This is a genomic window from Streptomyces ziwulingensis (assembly GCF_039542605.1).
Taxonomy (GTDB): Bacteria; Actinomycetota; Actinomycetes; order Streptomycetales; family Streptomycetaceae; genus Streptomyces; species Streptomyces ziwulingensis.
The window spans coordinates 55,986-73,041 of sequence record NZ_BAABIG010000004.1 but is presented as its reverse complement, the minus strand read 5'-3'; the positions used below and the strand labels follow the sequence as shown (position 1 = coordinate 73,041).

Annotated in this window: 18 protein-coding genes; 1 reads left to right on the top strand and 17 read right to left on the bottom strand. The window is 72.4% G+C overall.

Annotated elements, in window-relative coordinates; translation table 11 throughout:
* Positions 1-32: 32 nt before the first annotated feature.
* The 3 genes from ABEB00_RS01475 to phoH2 all read right to left on the bottom strand — a co-directional run bounded on the left by ABEB00_RS01475 (position 33) and on the right by phoH2 (position 4,009).
* On the bottom strand, positions 33-1,397 hold the full coding sequence (locus ABEB00_RS01475) for an AI-2E family transporter (protein ID WP_345616911.1): 1,365 nt from the start codon (positions 1,395-1,397) through the stop codon (positions 33-35).
* Between the two features lie 156 nt (positions 1,398-1,553).
* Complete coding sequence (locus ABEB00_RS01470) at positions 1,554-2,267, bottom strand: aggregation-promoting factor C-terminal-like domain-containing protein (protein ID WP_345616909.1); 714 nt, start codon at positions 2,265-2,267, stop codon at positions 1,554-1,556.
* A 416-nt stretch (positions 2,268-2,683) separates the two neighbouring features.
* Positions 2,684-4,009, bottom strand: coding sequence for an RNA 5'-3' helicase PhoH2 (gene phoH2, locus ABEB00_RS01465; protein ID WP_345616908.1), 1,326 nt, complete (start codon positions 4,007-4,009; stop codon positions 2,684-2,686).
* Between the two features lie 783 nt (positions 4,010-4,792).
* Between phoH2 and ABEB00_RS01460 the strand changes: the two genes are divergently transcribed.
* Positions 4,793-5,170: a DUF192 domain-containing protein gene (locus tag ABEB00_RS01460; RefSeq protein WP_345616907.1), complete on the top strand. Its 378-nt coding sequence runs from the start codon at positions 4,793-4,795 to the stop codon at positions 5,168-5,170.
* A gap of 23 nt (positions 5,171-5,193) precedes the next feature.
* On the opposite strand, the gene ABEB00_RS01455 is transcribed toward ABEB00_RS01460, so the two are convergent.
* From ABEB00_RS01455 to ABEB00_RS01390, 14 genes are all read right to left on the bottom strand, one after another.
* Positions 5,194-5,805: an OmpA family protein gene (locus ABEB00_RS01455; protein WP_345616905.1), complete on the bottom strand. Its 612-nt coding sequence runs from the start codon at positions 5,803-5,805 to the stop codon at positions 5,194-5,196.
* An 8-nt stretch (positions 5,806-5,813) separates the two neighbouring features.
* Positions 5,814-6,395, bottom strand: coding sequence for a hypothetical protein (locus ABEB00_RS01450; RefSeq protein WP_345616904.1), 582 nt, complete (start codon positions 6,393-6,395; stop codon positions 5,814-5,816).
* Between the two features lie 27 nt (positions 6,396-6,422).
* Positions 6,423-7,046, bottom strand: coding sequence for a pilus assembly protein TadG-related protein (locus ABEB00_RS01445; protein ID WP_345616903.1), 624 nt, complete (start codon positions 7,044-7,046; stop codon positions 6,423-6,425).
* The gene (locus tag ABEB00_RS01440; protein WP_345616902.1) at positions 7,043-7,240 is read right to left on the bottom strand and encodes a Flp family type IVb pilin; all 198 of its coding nucleotides are present in this window, start codon (positions 7,238-7,240) and stop codon (positions 7,043-7,045) included. The genes ABEB00_RS01445 and ABEB00_RS01440 overlap by 4 nt, the downstream gene beginning before the upstream one ends.
* A gap of 114 nt (positions 7,241-7,354) precedes the next feature.
* Complete coding sequence (locus ABEB00_RS01435; protein WP_425586411.1) at positions 7,355-8,155, bottom strand: response regulator; 801 nt, start codon at positions 8,153-8,155, stop codon at positions 7,355-7,357.
* Positions 8,152-9,540, bottom strand: coding sequence for a sensor histidine kinase (locus tag ABEB00_RS01430; protein WP_425586414.1), 1,389 nt, complete (start codon positions 9,538-9,540; stop codon positions 8,152-8,154). The genes ABEB00_RS01435 and ABEB00_RS01430 overlap by 4 nt, the downstream gene beginning before the upstream one ends.
* An 85-nt stretch (positions 9,541-9,625) precedes the next feature.
* Positions 9,626-10,513: a DUF5936 domain-containing protein gene (locus tag ABEB00_RS01425; protein WP_345616901.1), complete on the bottom strand. Its 888-nt coding sequence runs from the start codon at positions 10,511-10,513 to the stop codon at positions 9,626-9,628.
* Between the two features lie 14 nt (positions 10,514-10,527).
* Positions 10,528-11,472 (bottom strand): type II secretion system F family protein, encoded by a 945-nt coding sequence (locus tag ABEB00_RS01420; RefSeq protein ID WP_345616900.1) that lies wholly within the window; start codon positions 11,470-11,472, stop codon positions 10,528-10,530.
* Positions 11,473-11,483: 11 nt separating this feature from the next.
* A complete protein-coding gene (locus ABEB00_RS01415; protein ID WP_345616899.1) occupies positions 11,484-12,821 on the bottom strand; it encodes a TadA family conjugal transfer-associated ATPase in 1,338 nt (445 codons plus the stop codon).
* Positions 12,822-12,839: 18 nt separating this feature from the next.
* Positions 12,840-13,190 carry a TadE/TadG family type IV pilus assembly protein gene (locus tag ABEB00_RS01410; RefSeq protein WP_345616898.1) on the bottom strand — a complete coding sequence of 117 codons (351 nt, stop codon included), beginning with the start codon at positions 13,188-13,190 and terminating at the stop codon, positions 12,840-12,842.
* 1 nt (position 13,191) lies between these two features.
* On the bottom strand, positions 13,192-13,515 hold the full coding sequence (locus ABEB00_RS01405; RefSeq protein WP_345617021.1) for a pilus assembly protein: 324 nt from the start codon (positions 13,513-13,515) through the stop codon (positions 13,192-13,194).
* A gap of 242 nt (positions 13,516-13,757) precedes the next feature.
* A complete protein-coding gene (locus ABEB00_RS01400; protein WP_345616897.1) occupies positions 13,758-15,014 on the bottom strand; it encodes a CpaE/TadZ family protein in 1,257 nt (418 codons plus the stop codon).
* Positions 15,015-15,023: 9 nt separating this feature from the next.
* Entirely contained in the window at positions 15,024-15,731 is a 708-nt protein-coding gene (cpaB, locus tag ABEB00_RS01395; protein WP_345616896.1) for a Flp pilus assembly protein CpaB, read from the bottom strand.
* Complete coding sequence (locus ABEB00_RS01390; protein WP_345617020.1) at positions 15,728-16,654, bottom strand: hypothetical protein; 927 nt, start codon at positions 16,652-16,654, stop codon at positions 15,728-15,730. Before ABEB00_RS01390 ends, cpaB begins: the two co-directional genes overlap by 4 nt.
* Positions 16,655-17,056 lie beyond the last annotated feature (402 nt).

Below are 17,056 nucleotides of genomic sequence, written 5' to 3'. Positions count from 1 at the left end.
GCCCCTTCGGCGTACCCGGGCGGGGTCGGCGGCTACTCGGCGGTGGGGGCCGGATCGGCGGGGGCGGCGGGGGGCGGCGGACCGGCCGGTTCCACCGGGTCCGCCGCCGGGGAGGCGTCCCCGGCCGCGGCGTCGCGCGGCCGGGGGGCCTGCCGCAGCGCGGCCTCCTGGGAGTGGGTGCGCAGATACCCCACGACGGTGTTGGTCACCGCGACCAGCGGTACGGCGACCACCGCGCCGCCGATGCCGGCCACCAGCCCGCCGGCGGCGACGGACAGCACCACCGCGAGCGGATGGACGCGGACCGCGCGGCCGAGGATGAACGGCTGGAGGATGTGGCCCTCGATCTGCTGCACCGCCAGCACCACGACGAGGACCATCACCGCGGTGAACACGCCCTGCGTCACCAGCGCCACCACGACCGCGAGCGCGCCCGAGACCACCGCGCCGACGAGCGGGATGAAGGCGAACAGGAAGATGAACACGGCCAGCGGGACGGCCATCGGCACGTCCAGGAAGTAGATGCCGAGACCGATGAAGATGGCGTCGATCAGCGCGACGATCACCGTGCCCCGCACGTACGCCGTCAGGGTCCGCCAGGCGCGCGGGCCGGCGCCGGCCACGCCCGGCCGGGCCGCGGCGGGGACCAGCTTCAGCGTCCACTCCCAGATGCGCCGGCCGTCGTAGAGCAGGAAGAGCGTGGAGAAGACCGCCAGCAGGATGCCGGTCAGCGTCTCGACGACGACCGTGACGCCCTCCAGGCCGGCCGAGGTGATCTGGTCGGTGTTGGCGCCGACCGCCTCACGCAGGTTCTTGGCGATCTCGTTGATCTGCTTGTCGGTGACGTGGAAGGGGCTGTCGAGCAGCCATCGGCGCAACTCCTCGATACCGTCCTGGACCTGGTCGGAGAGGGTGTCGATGTTCTCCATGACCTGCCAGGTGACGAACCAGCCGATCAGGCCCATCACCACGAATCCGAGGAACGCGGTGAGCGCGGTGGCCAGTCCCCTCGGCACCCCGCGCCGCCGCAGCCGCCCCACGGTCGGCTGGAGCATCGCCGTGATCAGCAGCGCCGCCACGAACGCCAGGACGACCAGTTGGACCGCGCTGATGATCCGCATCAGCACCCACAGGGTGCCGGCCAGGATCAGCAGCCGCCAGCCGGCCTCGGCCGCGACCCGCATGCCCCACGGCACCGCCTGCGCGGGGTCGGGCCGGGCGGGGACCGTCGGCGGATGGTCCGGGGGCGGCGGTACGTGCTCGTACGACTGCCTGCGTTCGGCCTCGGCGGCGGCGGCTTCCTCCCGCTCCACCTCGGCGCGGCGCTCGTCCAGCGTCCGGCTCACGCGGGTGAGACCGGTGCCGAGCCGGCCGATCCACCCTTGCACTCGCGACATGATGCGCCTCTTCCCCCGTCCTGCCCCACCACTCCCGCCGGGAGCCACCGGTCCCGACCGTACATGGCGTCAGCCCCCCACCGTAGGACGGCGAGGGGCTGTACGGGGTTGAGCGGCGACCGGGGTCGCGGGTTTCCCAGGGCCTTTCGTCAGGCCCTAGTACCAGTGGTTGGCCTGCCAGAAGGTCCAGGCGTCGCACGGGCTGCCGTAGCGCTCGTTCATGTAGTTGAGGCCCCACTTGATCTGCGTGGCCGGGTTGGTCTGCCAGTCGGCGCCCACCGAGGAGTACTTGGAGGCCGGCAGGGCCTGGAAGAGACCGTAGGCACCGGAGGAGGCGTTGACCGCCTGGTAGTTCCAGCTCGACTCGTGGTCCACGATGTTGCTGAAGCACTGGAACTGGCCGCTGGGCACCATCTGCCGCGCCATCGACTGGATCTGCGCGGTGGAATAGGAGCTCTGGACCTGGAATTCGGCGGCGTCGCGGGTGGCGCTCCGGCTGACCGCCGCCTCCTTCTCGGCCTGCTCGCGCTCCTTCGCCTCCTCGGCGGCCTTCTTCGCCGCCTCGTCGGCTTCCTTCTTCTTGGCGACGGCGGTCTCGGCGGCGGCCTTGCGTGCCGCTGCCTCGGCCTCCTTCTTGGCGCCCGCGTCCGCGGCGATGGCCTGGGAGTCGGCCTGCTGTGTCAGGGAAGCGGTCTGTACCTGGGCCTGCTGCCCCACGGGGAGGTCCGCGAGGAGCGTCGTGCCACTGGCCGTCGCTTCCGCGTCGTTGTTCTGGGCGGTGCTGCCCGAGGCAACACCGACGACGCTTCCGACAGCGGTGACCGCCGTGGCCGAAGCCACTGCGAATCCCCGGACCGAGATCCGGCTCACACGGTTTTCCTTCCAGCATCGCCCGCTTCGGTGACCCTCGCGGACGCGATCGTGCCCCTGACGCTGGCCTCCCCGACTTCGGGTCACTGGAGGCACGGGCCCGATGAGCGACTCCGGTGACGGAGTGCCGTGTGGTGCGCGGGCGGCATACGACGCTGCTATGGAGTTGAACGTGGTGCTTCTGGGGTGCCCGTACCCCTGGGGGCACAGGTGTGTCGTATGCGGGGCCTGACAGGAAGGAGACTCTGCCGTAACCCGGGGGATGAGGCAATCTTGCGCTGCGTGTGAAAGCTCACATCCCGTTTGCACCCGGGGTTTCCCGGAAACTCCCGCACGCGAAGGCGCCGCCCGGCTAGGCTCTTGGCCTTTCCGGACGGCGCCCGACGCCGTAACCGGCCCTTGTCGGGCCGGATCCGTCAGATGTGCCCCTCCTCCAGCATTTCGGTCACGAGCGCCGCGATCTGGGACCTCTCGGACCGCGTCAGGGTGACGTGGGCGAAGAGCGGATGCCCCTTCAGTTTCTCGACGACGGCGACGACTCCGTCGTAGCGTCCGACGCGCAGGTTGTCCCGCTGGGCCACGTCATGGGTGAGGACGACCCGGGAGTCGGCGCCGATCCGGGAGAGCACCGTCAGCAGGACGTTGCGCTCCAGCGACTGGGCCTCGTCCACGATGACGAACGCGTCGTGCAGCGACCGGCCGCGGATGTGGGTGAGCGGGAGGACCTCCAGCATGCCGCGGGCGGTGATCTCCTCGATGACCTCGCGGCTGGTGACCGCCGAGAGGGTGTCGAAGACCGCCTGCGCCCAGGGGCTCATCTTCTCGGCCTCGCTGCCGGGCAGGTAGCCGAGTTCCTGGCCGCCGACCGCGTACAGCGGGCGGAAGACCATCACCTTCTGGTGCTGGCGGCGCTCCAGGACCGCTTCCAGGCCGGCGCAGAGCGCCAGCGCCGACTTGCCGGTGCCGGCCCGGCCGCCCATCGACACGATCCCGATGTCCGGGTCGAGGAGCAGGTCGAGGGCGATCCGCTGCTCGGCGCTGCGGCCCTTGATGCCGAACGCCTCCCGGTCGCCGCGGACCAGCCGGACACCGCCCTCCGGGGCGATCCGGCCCAGTGCCTTGCCCCGCTCCGACTGGATCATCAGACCGGTGTGCACGGGCAGGCCGGCGGCCTCGGGGACGTGGACGTGTCCCTCCTCGAAGAGGACGTCGACCTGTTCGCCGGGGAGCGTCAGTTCCGACATCCCGGTCCACCCGGAGGCGTCCGTGATGGCCAGCTCGGCGCGGTACTCCTCGGCGAGCAGGCCCACGGAGGACGCCTTGATCCGCAGCGGCAGGTCCTTCGAGACAACGGTGACGTCGAATCCCTCGGCCTGGAGGTTGCGGGCCACCGCGAGGATGCGGGAGTCGTTGTCCCCCAGGCGGTAGCCGCTGGGCAGCACGCTGGGGTCCGAGTGGTTCAACTCGACCCGGACGGTCCCGCCGAGTTCCCCGATCGGGATCGGGGAGTCGAGGCGGCCGTGCCGCACCCGGAACTCGTCGAGCAGGCGTAGCGCCTGCCGGGCGAAGTAGCCGAGTTCGGGATGGTGCCGCTTGGCCTCCAGCTCCGTGACCACGACGATGGGGAGCACGACTTCGTGCTCGTCGAAGCGGCTCAGGGCGTTGGGGTCGGCCAGCAGGACGCTGGTGTCGAGAACGTAGGTGCGCCGGTCGGGCTTGTGGCGCTTTGTGCTGGTCACCACGGAAGGACGTACCCCCTCGGAAGAGGTCGGGGAGCGACGGAGTGGACCTGGACCGGTCGACGGCCGCGATGCGCGCAGGCGCGGGCCGGGAACCGGCCCGCCGCTGCTGCTGTCGTGACCGCACGGTCGGGCTGGTGCAAAGGGCCTCCCGGGCGGACGGCCCCGTGCCGCCCGCTGAGATCCGACACCCGTGGTTCGGGTGTCGACCTGGTTGCTTTATGCCCTTCAACGAGCGCGGCCATGCCACGGCATATGACAGCGCGTTGGTGAACTCCTCGTGACGCGTGCCGGGTCGGGCGGTGCGGGTGCCGCACGGGGCGTCTGCGCACACCCCGGAACGCGCGGGGGCGCCGGGATCGGTGCGGGCAGAAAAAACGGGCCGGTCCGTGGGGGGGATACGGACCGGCCCGAGGGGGGGTTTCCACCATAACCCTTCGTGAGGGATCGTGGGTGCATCGGCACCGAAAAACTACTCTCCGAAGTCGCTCGACAACGCCCCGCTGGCCGTCGAGCCTTCCTCCGCTCTCGGATCATGGCCGGAACACCGTCGGCCCACATGGGTTTCCCAGGCAGAACCGGCGACAGGGGGGTTCTTCGAAGGAATTCCCGCGCGCCGGGCTCTGCGCGCGACTCTGCCTCCACACCCCCCGTCCGGGTGAACCCGGGGCGCGGCGCGGGCTTGACGCGGGGGTGCCGTGGGGAGCGTGGTGTGGCGGGCGGGTGTGGGGATCGGGGGTGGGGATCGGGTGTGGCGGGCGGAGCCGGGTGGGTACGTCACCGGCCATGGGACGGCGTTGGGCGGACGGGCGGGGCACGCTGGTGGTGCGGGGCGGCCGGGGCGGGGCGGAGGTCCGGGTGCCGCTGGAGATCGCGGCGTCGTACCGGGCGCGGACCAGGGGGCTGCTGGGGCGGGACTCCGTCGACGGGGCGATGCTCCTGACCCCCGCCGGGAGCGTGCACACCTTCCGGATGCGGATGTCCGTCGACGTCGCCTACCTCGACCGCCGGCTCGCCGTCGTCGCCGTGCGCACGATGCGGCCGGGACGGCTGGGTCTGCCCCGGCTCCGCTCCCGCCATGTGCTGGAGGCGGCGGCCGGGGCGATGGCGGGGTGGGGGCTGCGGGCCGGTGCGGAGGTGGTGGTCCTGCCGACGGACGGCTAGGGCCTGTCGGGTTTCGCCTCCGGTCAGTTGTTTGAACGCGGGAAGGAGACCTCGACCCGGCGGTTCTTCTTGCGGCCCGGTTCCGAGGCGTTGTCGGCGATGGGGTACTGCTCGCCGTAGCCGCGTACCTCGTAGGTGACGCCGGCGTCGTCCAGTTCCTGGGAGAGGACGTCGTGGACGGCGTTGGCGCGGCGTTTGGACAGGACGTCGCCGTGGGCGGCGGAACCGAGGTCGTCGGTGAAGCCGAAGACGCGGATGCGGGTGGCGTGCTGGGTCCTGATCTCCTCGGCGATGCCGGCGATACGGGATCGGGCCTGGCCGCCGAGCCTGGCGCTGTCCTTGCCGAACAGCACTTCGGCCTGGAGCGCGAACTTGACGTCCGAGTTGGTGTCCTCGCGCCGCTCGTCCCCGCTCTCGTCCTCGACGACGGACTTGATGTCCAGCACCTTGGCACCGGCGAGCGTGGCCCCGTCCGGAAGCTTCAGGTCGGGGTCGTTCGGGTCGACCCGCACGGGGGCGGAGGGGGTGGCCTCGGTGCCCGGGGGGACCACGGGGTCGTCGTCGGCGTGGGAGGGGGTGGGGGTGAGCAGGAGGAGGGTGGCGGTGAGGAGAACGGTGAGGCGGGCGCGGGTCATGGGTGGCCTCACCCGGAGATCGTGATGGTGGCGGTCGAGAACATGGGCAGTTGGAGGGTCACCTCGGTGACACCGGCGGCCGGTGCCGGGAACTGCATGAAGACGGGCAGCGACTCGCCGGACTTCAGCGCCGGGAAGTTGGTCGTGGTGAGAGGCCTGCCGTCGGTGTCCCGCAGAACGTAGTAGCGCTTTTTCCCCTTGGAGTCCACCAAGGTGGCTCCGCCCAGTGATCTTCCGTTCCGGATGATCTCGGTCTCGTTACCGCTCAATTGGGACGGCACGTTGGCGGTCTTGGCGCCGTCGTTCTTCATGTCACCGCTCACGGTGACGAAGCCCCCCGAGTCACGCTCCGCTGCGGTGACGGCGAGCTGCAGGCCGCGGGGTCCCTTGAGATCGGCCAGCGGCTCGTCCGACTCGTTCTCCTGGGTGCTCGGCTGGGAACCGCTGGTCTCGGACGCGGAGGACGAAGCTTCCGGTTTCTCGTCGTCGTCACCGCCCCCACCGCAGCCGACCACGCCGAGGGCCAAGCCGGCCACAACAGCCAGGCCGGCCGCCCCTCGGCGGGCCTTCGTAGTGAATCGCACGCTCATGGCTCCGCTTCCGTCGTCGTTCGCTTGTCAGTCGGCCAGGTGGACGTCGAACAGGTCCTCGGGCCCGGGCAGGTCGGAGAGGTCCTCAGGGTCCAGCTCCCATTCTTCGTCCCCACACACGAGGGCGGGCAGAGTCTCCTCCGCCGCCTCCTCCGGCACCTCCTCCTGCGCCTCTTCTCCGGGTTCGTCGAAGGTGCAGCGCGGTTCGATCACCGCGGTGGCGGAGGCGGTGGAGTGCCGGGATTCCGTGCCGGGCACGATGGTGTCACCCACCGGCTCCCGCGAGGTGACCTCGACCATGTACCGCAAGGGCTCGGGGCTGTAGCACTGCCCAAGGTCCGCTTCGTTCCGTGCGGCGAGTCGACTCGCGCGCCCGCACGCGGGGCCCCCAACCAGAGCGTTGCCGTCGAGGTAGTCCTGCCATTCCGCCGGGTCGAGCACGTTCTCCAGCCATCCGGCCGCCAGCACATCGCGATCCTCCAGCGCCACCGCGAGCGCGGCCGCGTCGGCAGCCGTCTGCGTGTCACTGCGATTGGCCGCGGCCTGGCCGACCGCGAGGTACGCGAACGCGAGGAAGAGCAGGCCGCCCACCACAACGACGTAGATGGGCAGGGCCTGCCCCGTGTCACCGTAGTGGCGAACCCGCCTCAACCGCCGGTGACCTCGGTGATCTTGTCCGTGATGGCGTTGTAGATCGTCTGCCCGATGTCCGTCCCCGTGATCGCCAGGACGATGGCCACGACCACCGCGATGATGCCCAGGTACTCCACCGCCGTCTGGCCCTGGTCGGTGTGGGCGGCTCGGGTGCGGAGGTGGGTGACGGTGGTGTGGAGCCAGTTGCTCATGGTGTGTGCCTCCCGGGGAGCCGCTGTCGGTGGGCGCACCGTATGCCGGCGTGCCGCGTTCCCTGGAGGGTCCCAGGGCCCAAATCCGGGCCCAATCACCCGTACCCCGGCGGATCACCGTGGATCACCTCCGTCGCCGTGCCACTTGGCGGTCGCCTCGGCCCGGTTCGTGCTGTGCAGCTTGGCGAAGATGCGGTTGATGTGGTTCTTGACCGTCTTCTCGCTGATGAAGCAGGTGGCGGCGATCTGCTGGTTGTTCATGCCGGACGCGATGAGGTCCATGATCTCCGCCTCCCTGACACTCAGCCGGAACCTCGACGACTGTCCCACAGGTGGTTGCATTCGCGAAAGGTTTTTCGCGGAAATGGGGAAATCGGTTGCGGAGTATGCCGAGTTGGGCGGGGAGGGGGCGTGTGCAGTCGCACTGGGTGCGTGGCGGAGGCCGTCCAGTACGGCTCCCGCGGCCGTCGGCGTGAGGTGCGCTCTGCCCTCGCGGACGTCGCGTACGGCGGTGATCAGTTGGTCCGCGGTGAACTCGCCGTGGACCAGGTAGCCGCCCGCTCCCCGGCGCAGCGCCTCCCGTACGGTCTCCGACTCGCCGCTGTAGGTGAGCATCAGCACCGGGGCGATCCGTACCAGGAAGGGCAGGGCCGCGAGGCCGTCCACGCCCGGCATCCGGACGTCCAGCAGGACCACGTCGGGGCGGTGGAGTTCGGCGGCCTCGCACGCCTGTCTGCCGTCGGCGGCCTCCGCGACGACCGTGAGGTCCGGGCGGCCGGAGAGCAGGGCGGTGAGGCCGGCCCGGACGACCGGGTTGTCGTCCGCGACGACGAGCCGCAGCGCGGCCGGCGCGGCGGGCACCGCCGGCATCGGGGGCGGCGGTGCCGGATCGGACCTGCCGGGGCGGGGCGTCATGCGGCTGCCTCCCCCCCGGCCGGCGGGGCGAGGGCCGTCAGGGGCAGGTCCACGCGGACCTCCGTGCCCCTGGCGCGGCCGCCCCGGCCGATGCGGATGCGGGCGCCGACCGAGGCGGCCCGTTCGACCATCCCGAGCAGACCGAAGTGGCCGGCCCGGCGGAGCTGTCCCAGGCTGGTGCCGGCCGGCAGGCCGCGGCCGTCGTCGTACACGCTGACGTACAGGTGGCCGTCCTCGATCCCGGCGCTGACCTCGACCCGGGTGGGGGCGGCGTGGCGGTGGGCGTTCTCCATGGCCTCCGCGGCGACGGTGAGGAGTTGGCGGGCCACGGCGGGCGGCAGGGGCGGGACGGGGAGTGACGGGGGTACGGACCGCTCGCCGCACGGGGCGCAGGTGGCCGGGAGGCCGGTGCGGCCGGCGAAGTCGCGGGTGCGGGCGCGCAGTTCACGCAGCAGGTCCGTGCCCTGGCCGGGGTCCGCCTCGCGGCGCAGGTCGGCGAGGAGTTCCCGGGACTCGGTGGCGGCCCGGCGGGCCGAGCGGGCGACCAGTTCGGCCTGGGCGCGTACCAGCGCCGGGTCGATCCGGTCGGCGCCCGCGGAGGCGGCCAGACCGTCCGCGGCGAGCGCCACGCCGTGCAGGGTCTTGGCGACCGAGTCGTGCATCTCCCGGGCGAGCCGGGCGCGTTCGGCGTCGACCGCCTCGGTCGCGGCCAGCCGGGCCCGGACCGCGGTGAGCGCCTCGGTGGCGGTGCCGAAGCGGAGCATGAGCTGGCGCAGGCTGGAGCCCACCGCGCCGGCGATCACGCACAGGCCGGGCACCAGCAGGGACTCCGCGACGCTCGGGGAGGGGCCCTGGCGGGTGTCGGCCAGGGCCGCCTGGATCACCAGGAGGATGAGCGACTGGAGCGAGGCGAAGACGGCCGCGCCGCGCCAGCCGTAGACCAGGCCGGCCAGCAGCGGGGTGCAGACGCTGACGTAGGCGAGGGTGGTGTCCGGGCCGGCGGAGACGAGGAGCAGCGAGGCGAAGAGGGTGTCCGCGGCCAGCAGGGTGGGGTGGCGCAGGAGGAGCGGGCCGAAGCGTTCCCAGTCCCGGAAGAGGACGTAGGAGCCCATGAAGGTGAGGACGACGGCGGCGCCGACCAGCCGGACGCCCAGGCCGGGGCCGGCGTTCAGGAGCGCGGCGGGGGCGGCCACCGCGATCATCGCCATGCGGAACCCGAAGACCTGGCGGCACATCGCCTGGAGGGCGTTGACCTGGAGGGTGAGGGCGGGCGGGCGGACGGGGGCCGCCCCGGTCCGGGACGCTCCGGCGGCGGTCGCCGGGGCGGCCGGGGTGGCCGGGCCCGCCGGGCCGCCGTCCGTTTGGCGCGGCCGCCGGCGGGACATGCGGGCCGGGCGCCGGCCGAGGCGCTCCGGTGTCCGGGGGCCCGTGGCCCGCAGCGGTGGGTTCGTGGTCGCCATGGTGTCCTCCCTACTCCCCGGTGATGGAGCCGAAGTCCGTGCCGGAGCCGAGGATCAGTCCGGCGCCGAGGAGGATCATCGTGGCCGGGACCATGAACGTGGTGATCATCATGGTGGCCTTGGGGACCGCGCGGGCGGCCTTGCGGCGGGCGTTCTGGGCGTCGGTGCGGCGCATGTCCTTGGCGAGGGAGACCAGCGTGTCGACGATGGGGGCGCCGAGTTCCTCGCCCTGCTGGAGGGCGGTGACGAACATGGCGACCTGTTCGGAGTCGTTGCGCCGGCGCAGTTCCGCGAACGCCTGGCGGCGGCTCATGCCGAGGTCCATCTGGCGCAGGGTGATGCGCAGTTCGTCGGCCCAGGGGCCCTCGTAGCGGACCGCGACCCGGTCCAGGGCCTGGCGGAAGCCGAGGCCCGCGCTGACCACGACCGCGAGGACGTCGAGGAAGTCGGGGAGGGTGCGCTCGATGACGTCCTTGCGGACGCGGATCGCCGACCAGATGCCGACCTCGGTCCAGAAGGCGCCGAACGCGAGCAGGAGCAGGGCGACGAGGTACTGGCCGCGCAGCAGGAAGACCAGGAAGCCGAGGGCGCCGAGGAAGCCGTAGACCGCGCGGCGGGCGGCGTAGCGGTCGATGGTGAGGCCGCCGGGGTTGCCCGCGAGGTCGATCCGGCGGCGGTACCTGGCGGTCAGGCGCGGGCCCATCAGGCGCAGCACGGCCGGGGCGTAGCGCATGCCGAGGCGGTCGACGAGGGAGTCGACGGCGCCGGTGCGGGTGGCGCCGATCTCCAGGGCGAGGGCCAGGTCGCTGGGGAGCTTGACCTCCGCCCGGTACATGCGCAGCCCGGCGAAGACGCCCCAGACGCCGATGCCCATGGCGAGCGCGAGCAGGAGTTCCATGTCCTTCACTCCCCTCAGACGTCGATGCGGGACAGGCGGCGGATCAGGAGGAAGCCGACGGCGTAGAGCGCGAAGGCGACGAGGACGGCCGCCTGGCCGGCCGGGGAGCCCGTCATGCGCGCCAGGGCGCCGTCCTTCACCCCGTTCATGAGGAACAACGAGCCGACCCCCAGGACGGGGACGGCGTACGAGGTCATGCTCACCTGGGAGAGCTGGGTGCGGACCTCGCGCCGGGTCTCCTTGCGTTCCTCCAGGGTCTCGGTCAGGTTGCGCAGCGCGCTGACCACCTGGCCGCCGGCCCGGTTGGACAGGACGAGGGTGGTGACGAGGACGACGAGTTCGCGGGAGGGGAGGCGCTCGGCGAGTTCACCGAGCGCCTCGTCCATCGACGCGCCGACGGCGAGCTGGTTGGCGACCTTGCCGAGTTCCTCGCCGGCCGGTGCCTCCAGTTCCTCGGCCGCCATGCCGATGGCGGTGCGCAGGGCGAGTCCGGCGTGGGTGGCGTTGGCGAGTATGCGGGCCAGTTCGGGGAGCTGGTTGATGAACTTCTCGATGCGTTTCTGGCGCTGCCAGTGCAGGAACTGGGCGGCCGCCCAGATGCCCAGCAGTCCGGCGAGCGGGCCGAAGAACGGGGCCAGCGCGGCCTGGCCGACCAGCCAGAGGCCGGCCACGGCGGCGAGCAGGCAGACCGAGAACTCGCCCGGGGTGACGCCCAGGCCGGTGGCGGAGAGCCGCAGTTCGAGCCCGCGGCCGAGCCGGGTGCGGCGCAGCCGGCGGTCGAGGGTGGGGAAGTACCGGCGGCGGCCGGGGGGCGGGGCCTGGCCGGTGGCGGAGAGCCGGTCGACCAGGGCCTGGCGCTGGGCCCGGCCCGAGGCGTAGGAGTGCAGGCCGGTGACGGCCAGGACGCAGGCCAGCAGCGTGATGCCGGTGGTGAGCCGGACGAGGGCGGACAGTTCCATCGGGTCGGCTCCTACCGGGCTTCTCGGGTGGCGAGCTGTTCCGCCGTACGGGCGACGCCGAACGCCTGCGGGATGGGCTGGCTCGCCATGTACAGCCGGTCGGCGGTGCGGCCCGGCAGGGGGTGGTGCTCGTAGTGGCCGTGGACGCGGCCGTCGGCGGCCATCGGCCGGGCGTGGAAGCGGGAGACCGTGGCCAGCCGGTACGGTTCGCCGCCGTGGCTGGCCAGCAGGGCGATCTCGGTGATGCGGCGGGCGCCGTCGGCGAAGCGGGTGAGCTGGACGAGGACGTCGACGGCGCTGTTGATCTGGTCGTGCAGGGCGACGAAGGGGACTTCGACGTCCGACATGGAGGCGAGGGTCTGGAGCCGCATCAGGGCGTCCTCGGCGCTGTTGGCGTGGACGGTGGCGAGCGAGCCGTCGTGGCCGGTGGACATCGCCTGGAGCATGTCCAGGGACTCGCCGCCGCGGACCTCGCCGACGACGATGCGGTCGGGGCGCATGCGCAGCGAGTTGCGGACCAGGTCGCGGATGGAGACCTTGCCCTGGCCCTCGACGTTGGGCGGGCGGGCCTCCAGGCGGATGACGTGGGCCTGCTGGAGCTGGAGTTCGGCGGAGTCCTCGATGGTGATGATGCGTTCGGTCTCGGGGATCAGCCCGGAGAGCGCGTTGAGCAGGGTGGTCTTGCCGGTGCCGGTGGCGCCCGAGACGATGATGTTGAACCGTGCCTGCACCAGACCGGCGAGCAGGTACAGCATGTGTTCGTCGAGCGAGCCGAGGCCGATCAGCTCCTGGAGGGTGAAGGAGCGCGGGAAACGGCGGATGGTGAGGATGGCGCCGGTCAGGGAGAGCGGCGGGATGATGACGTTGACGCGCTCCCCCGACGGCAGCCGGGCGTCGACCATCGGGTTCGCCTCGTCCACCCGGCGGTTGACCGTGGAGACGATCCGTTCGATGGTCTGCATCAACTGGTCGTGGGAGGCGAAGCGCAGCGGGAGCTGCTCGACCCGGCCGCCGCGCTCCACGAAGATCGCGTCGGGGCCGTTGACCATGATCTCGGTGACCGACGCGTCCTCCAGCAGCGGCTCCAGGATGCCCAGGCCGAGGGCCTCGTCGACGACCCGGCGGATCAACTGGGCGCGTTCCGCGGTCGACAGGACCGGGCCCTCGCGGCTGATGATGTGCCCGAGCACCCGCTCCAGCCGGGCCCTCCGCTCGGCGGCGGCCAGCGCGCTCATCTCCGCGAGGTCGATCTCCTCCAGGAGTTTGGCCCGGTAGGAGGCGACCAGGTGGCCGTCCTCGCCCCGGCTGCCGTGCTCCTCGGGGGAGTGGATGCGTGCGCGCAGACTCATGGCGTCCGTGCTCCTCGGTCAGTGGTCGAGCGGCATGGTGGCGGTCTTCCGGGCGGGGTCGAAGTTCCAGCCGGGGACGATCGACGGGATCGTCACCGTGGCGGTGACGGTGACCTCGTCGGCGCCCTCGGCGGCCGAGCAGGACACGGAGAGCCAGTCGCTGACCGCCCGCGCGCAGCCCTCCTGGGCGCTGTCGTCCAGCGACGCGGCCCGCGCCCCGGCCCGGGCCGCCGTGCCGGCCTGCTGGGCGGTGTAGGCGATCAGTCCGATCTGTACGCCGGCCAGCGCGACGAGGATCAGGATCGGGACGAACCCGAGGTACTCCAGGGCGGCCTGCCCCCGGTCGCGTCTGCTGCCCGAGTGCGCCATGTCAGTCCTTCGCCTCCTCCACCGCACCGGCGTGCCCCTCCACCTCGAAGGGGAAGCCGACCGAGCCCGGGAAGAGCACGGGCACCCGGAGCGTGACGGTGGCCCTGACGTAGCCGCCCCCGGTCTCGCAGCCCGCGCTGCCGCTCCACGCGCTCGGCAGTTTGTCCAGCCCCGCCTGCCGGCAGACGCCCTGCCGCTCCCCCGGGCCGGCCGCCGTCCCCGCCCGTACCGCCTCGTCCGCAGCATTACCCGCGAGGGTGAACGTGTATCCCACGAGCACGAGCTGCCACAGCACGATCAGCGTCACGAGGATCGTCGGGAGCATGCCGAGGAACTCGATGGCGACCTGGCCGCCGTCGCCGTACCGCCGCCCGCCGTCGCCGTACCCTCGGCTGCCGTCCCGGTACCCTCGCCCCCCGTCCCGGTGCCCTCGCCCGGCGTCGCCGTACCCTCGCCCGGCGTCGCCGTCCCCCCGCCCGGCGTCCCCGTACCGGCGCCCGGCGTCGCCGTACCGGCGCACCCGGTTCCGGCCCGCGAAGTCCTGGCCCGTGAGGCCGCGTAACCCCCTCATGCCGTGCCGCCCCTGCGCCGGCGCAGGCTCACCGCGCCGCGGTCGCCGCGGAATCGGCCGCCGGCCCTGCGCTCGCCCTCGGGGGCGTTGACCAGCCCCAGTTCGGCGGCGAGGCCCCACAGTGCCTGCTTCACCGTGCCGCGGGCGTCCAGCTCGTGCAGGCGGCCCGCGTCGACGGCGCCCTGCAACTCCTTGAAGTGGGCGGGGACCGTGGTCGCCGCGACCGCGGTGCCGGTGATCCGCCCGATCAGCGGGGGCTGGATCTCCGTGCTCCTCGTGTGCCGGTTGACGACCACGGTCGTCTCCTGCGCCTTGCGGATCTGGAGCCGGTCCCACATCCGCACCACCCGCTTGGCGCCCCGCACCGCGACCACGTCCGGCGTGGTGACCAGCAGCGCCCGGTCGGCCATCTCGACGGCCGCCGCGCCCGCCCCGCCGAGCTGCGCGCCGCAGTCCACGACGACCACCTCGTAACGGGAGCGCAGGGCGCCGACGATCTGCCGGGCGGCCCGGTCCGTGACGTCCTCGCCGCGTTCGCCCTCGGCGGGGGCGAGCAGCAGGGCGAGGCCGCTGTCGTGCCGGAAGACGGCGTCGGCGAGGACCCGCGGCGAGATGTCGGTGATCGACGCCAGGTCCAGCACCGAGCGGCGGAACTGCACGTCCAGGTAGGCGGCGACGTCGCCGGTCTGGAGGTCCAGGTCGAGCAGGGCGGTGGGGCGGCCGGACGCCTGGGCGGCCAGCGCGAGCTGCACCGCCGTCACGGTGGTGCCGACCCCGCCCTTGGCGCCGCTGACGGTGACGACCGTGCCGCCCGTGCCGGTGCTCACCTCCCCGCCGCTGCCCAGGTGGCGGCGGACCCCCACCGACCACTGGGCGACGGCGTGGACGCGGCTGGCCAGTTCCTCGTACTGCGGCGGCAGGGCGACCAGGCCGCGCGCGCCGTGGTCCATGGCGGCCTGGAACAGGGCGGGACCGGCGTCGGAGGTGACGAGGATGACGCCGACGGCCGGAAAGCGCAGCGCCACTTCGCGGATCAGCTCCAGCGCCGGGACCGGGCCGATCCGCTCATGGACGACGACGACCTCGGGCAGTTCGTCGACCGACTCGGCGGCCAGCCGCGCGAGAGTGTCGACGAGCTGGGTGGAGTCGGTGACCGGAGCCACCGGTTCGGCGTCCGGGAGCTGGCTGAGCAGGGTGGTGAGGGACCGGACCGCGTCCGCGTCGCCGACCGCCGGGAGGATCCTCGTGGGCATGCGGGCCTCTCACTTGTCCTTCGCGAGTTCGTACGTCCGGTCCTGCTCGGGAACGGTGGTGTCGCTGCCCGGCGCCAGCAGCGCGAGCCGGACCCGCCGGGCGAACGACTCGGCGTAGGTGAGGCGCTGGGCGTCGATGGCGGAGAGCGCGAAGGTGATCGGCACGGCCTCGCCGGTCTCCCGGTCGCCGTCGGTCTCGTCGGGCCGCAGCGCGGTGAGCCGGCCGACGTCGATGACCTTGGCACCGGTCACGATGATCTTGGACTGGTCGGGGTCGCCCTCACGGGCGCCCTCGAAGGTGGCGTACACGTTGACGGTGGAGCCCGGCGTGATCTTGCCGGCCACCCCGGTCGCCGCGTCGATCATGATGGCGACCTCCTGCTGTCCGGGCCGGAGGGCGGGCCGGTCGACGATCATGTCGCTCTGCAGCAGGGAGCCCTTTTCGAGGGTGGTCACGGCGATCTTGCCGCGGAGCTGGGCGAGGTCGGTGACGGCGTTCTCCGACAGCCACCGCTCGGGCATCTCGATCTTCTCGAACTGATCCGCGCTGAGGGCCGTGTACGGCTCCACCTGGTCCTTCAGGCGGTACGCGGTGACCTCGGGGCCGACCTTGGACTTCACGTCGCCGACGACGGAGAGCACGCCGGCGAAGGCGCCCAGGGCGCACAGGACCGACAGGATGAGCAGGATCACGCCGCGGCGCTGACGGGAGTTCATGAACCGTACGTCCTCATGGGTGATCTCGGTCGGGCGGGGACGGGGGACAGGGCGCCGGAGGCCGGGATCCCGGCGGCGGGGGTGCCGGCCGCGCCCTGGGTGAGGGCGTGCCGGGCCCCGCGGCGCCGGTGCTCGTCGGGCGGCGGCGGGGTGGCGGAGCAGAAGACGCAGCGGTCGCCGATGACGTCGATGCCGCACCAGTGGCAGAGGGAGCGGCGGACCGAGGCGACCAGTTGGTAGAGGACCGAGAGGTCGGGGAGGAAGGCGCAGAACTCGGTCAGCCGCGGGGTGCCCCACCAGTCGGCGGACTCGGCCGGGAGCGTGGCCTCGCGCACCCCGGAGACGTTCCAGGAGGGGGCGAGGGTGCCGGTGACCCAGTCGGAGTGGAGCTGGCCCTTGGCGACCAGCAGCCAGGTGCCGAAGTCCGGGCCGGGCAGGGCGGCCTCGGGGTCGATGCGCAGCAGCCGCGGCTCGGGGTGGGCGAGGACGCCGAACTGACTGCCCGGCAGCCAGGACTTGGCGTGCGACGTCAGGCCGACGGGGACCCGGTCGAGCCGGGCGACGGAGCCGAGCACCGCGCCGCAGTGCAGGTAGTGGGTGAGCAGCCGGCCGGCCGAGGCGAGCACGCCGGGGCTGAGGTCGCAGGAGGCGAGCTGGCGCAACTGCCGGACCAGGACGGCGACCGAGAGGGGCGGCAGGGGCGGCCGGAACAGGGCGATCCGGTCGGTCTCCAGCAGGGCGCGGATGGTGTACAGCCGACGCCGTACGGCGGCGGGGACGGCCCCCGAGCAGACCACGATGACGTGTCCGTGCTGGTCGATGAGGGTCTGGAGGTCGGCCAGCGCCTGTTCCAGCGGCCGTTCGGCGATGTCCGTCAGGACGACGGCGGGCACGGTTCGTTCGTCCTGTGGCGGCAGCGCCATGTCGGCGCTGGTCACGGCAATGGCAGTTGGCACGCGCGGCTCCCCGTCTCCCCATGGCCGTCGGTCCGCCGGAGGTCACTGCGGCACACCTGGATGACTTCACTGCGTGACTACCTCAGCACTGTAACCACGCGCCTGTGACCGGAGAACAGCGTTTCTGTAGCTACCCGCGAACTCCAGTGGCACAAGTGGTGCGAAACGGGGACAGGTTGAGCGGGCCTCGGTCATATGTCGGACCTGCCCAGGACCTATGGGGTCTCACACCACCCACCCCACCGAGAACGAAGGGAGGGGGAGGGGGCGAGGGGGTGCGGGGGCGGGCGGGAGGGGAGTTGGTACGGACCTACCCCTTGACTTCGCAATTGGTCTGGACCACCTTTGGGGCCAGCGGTGGCCACCGTC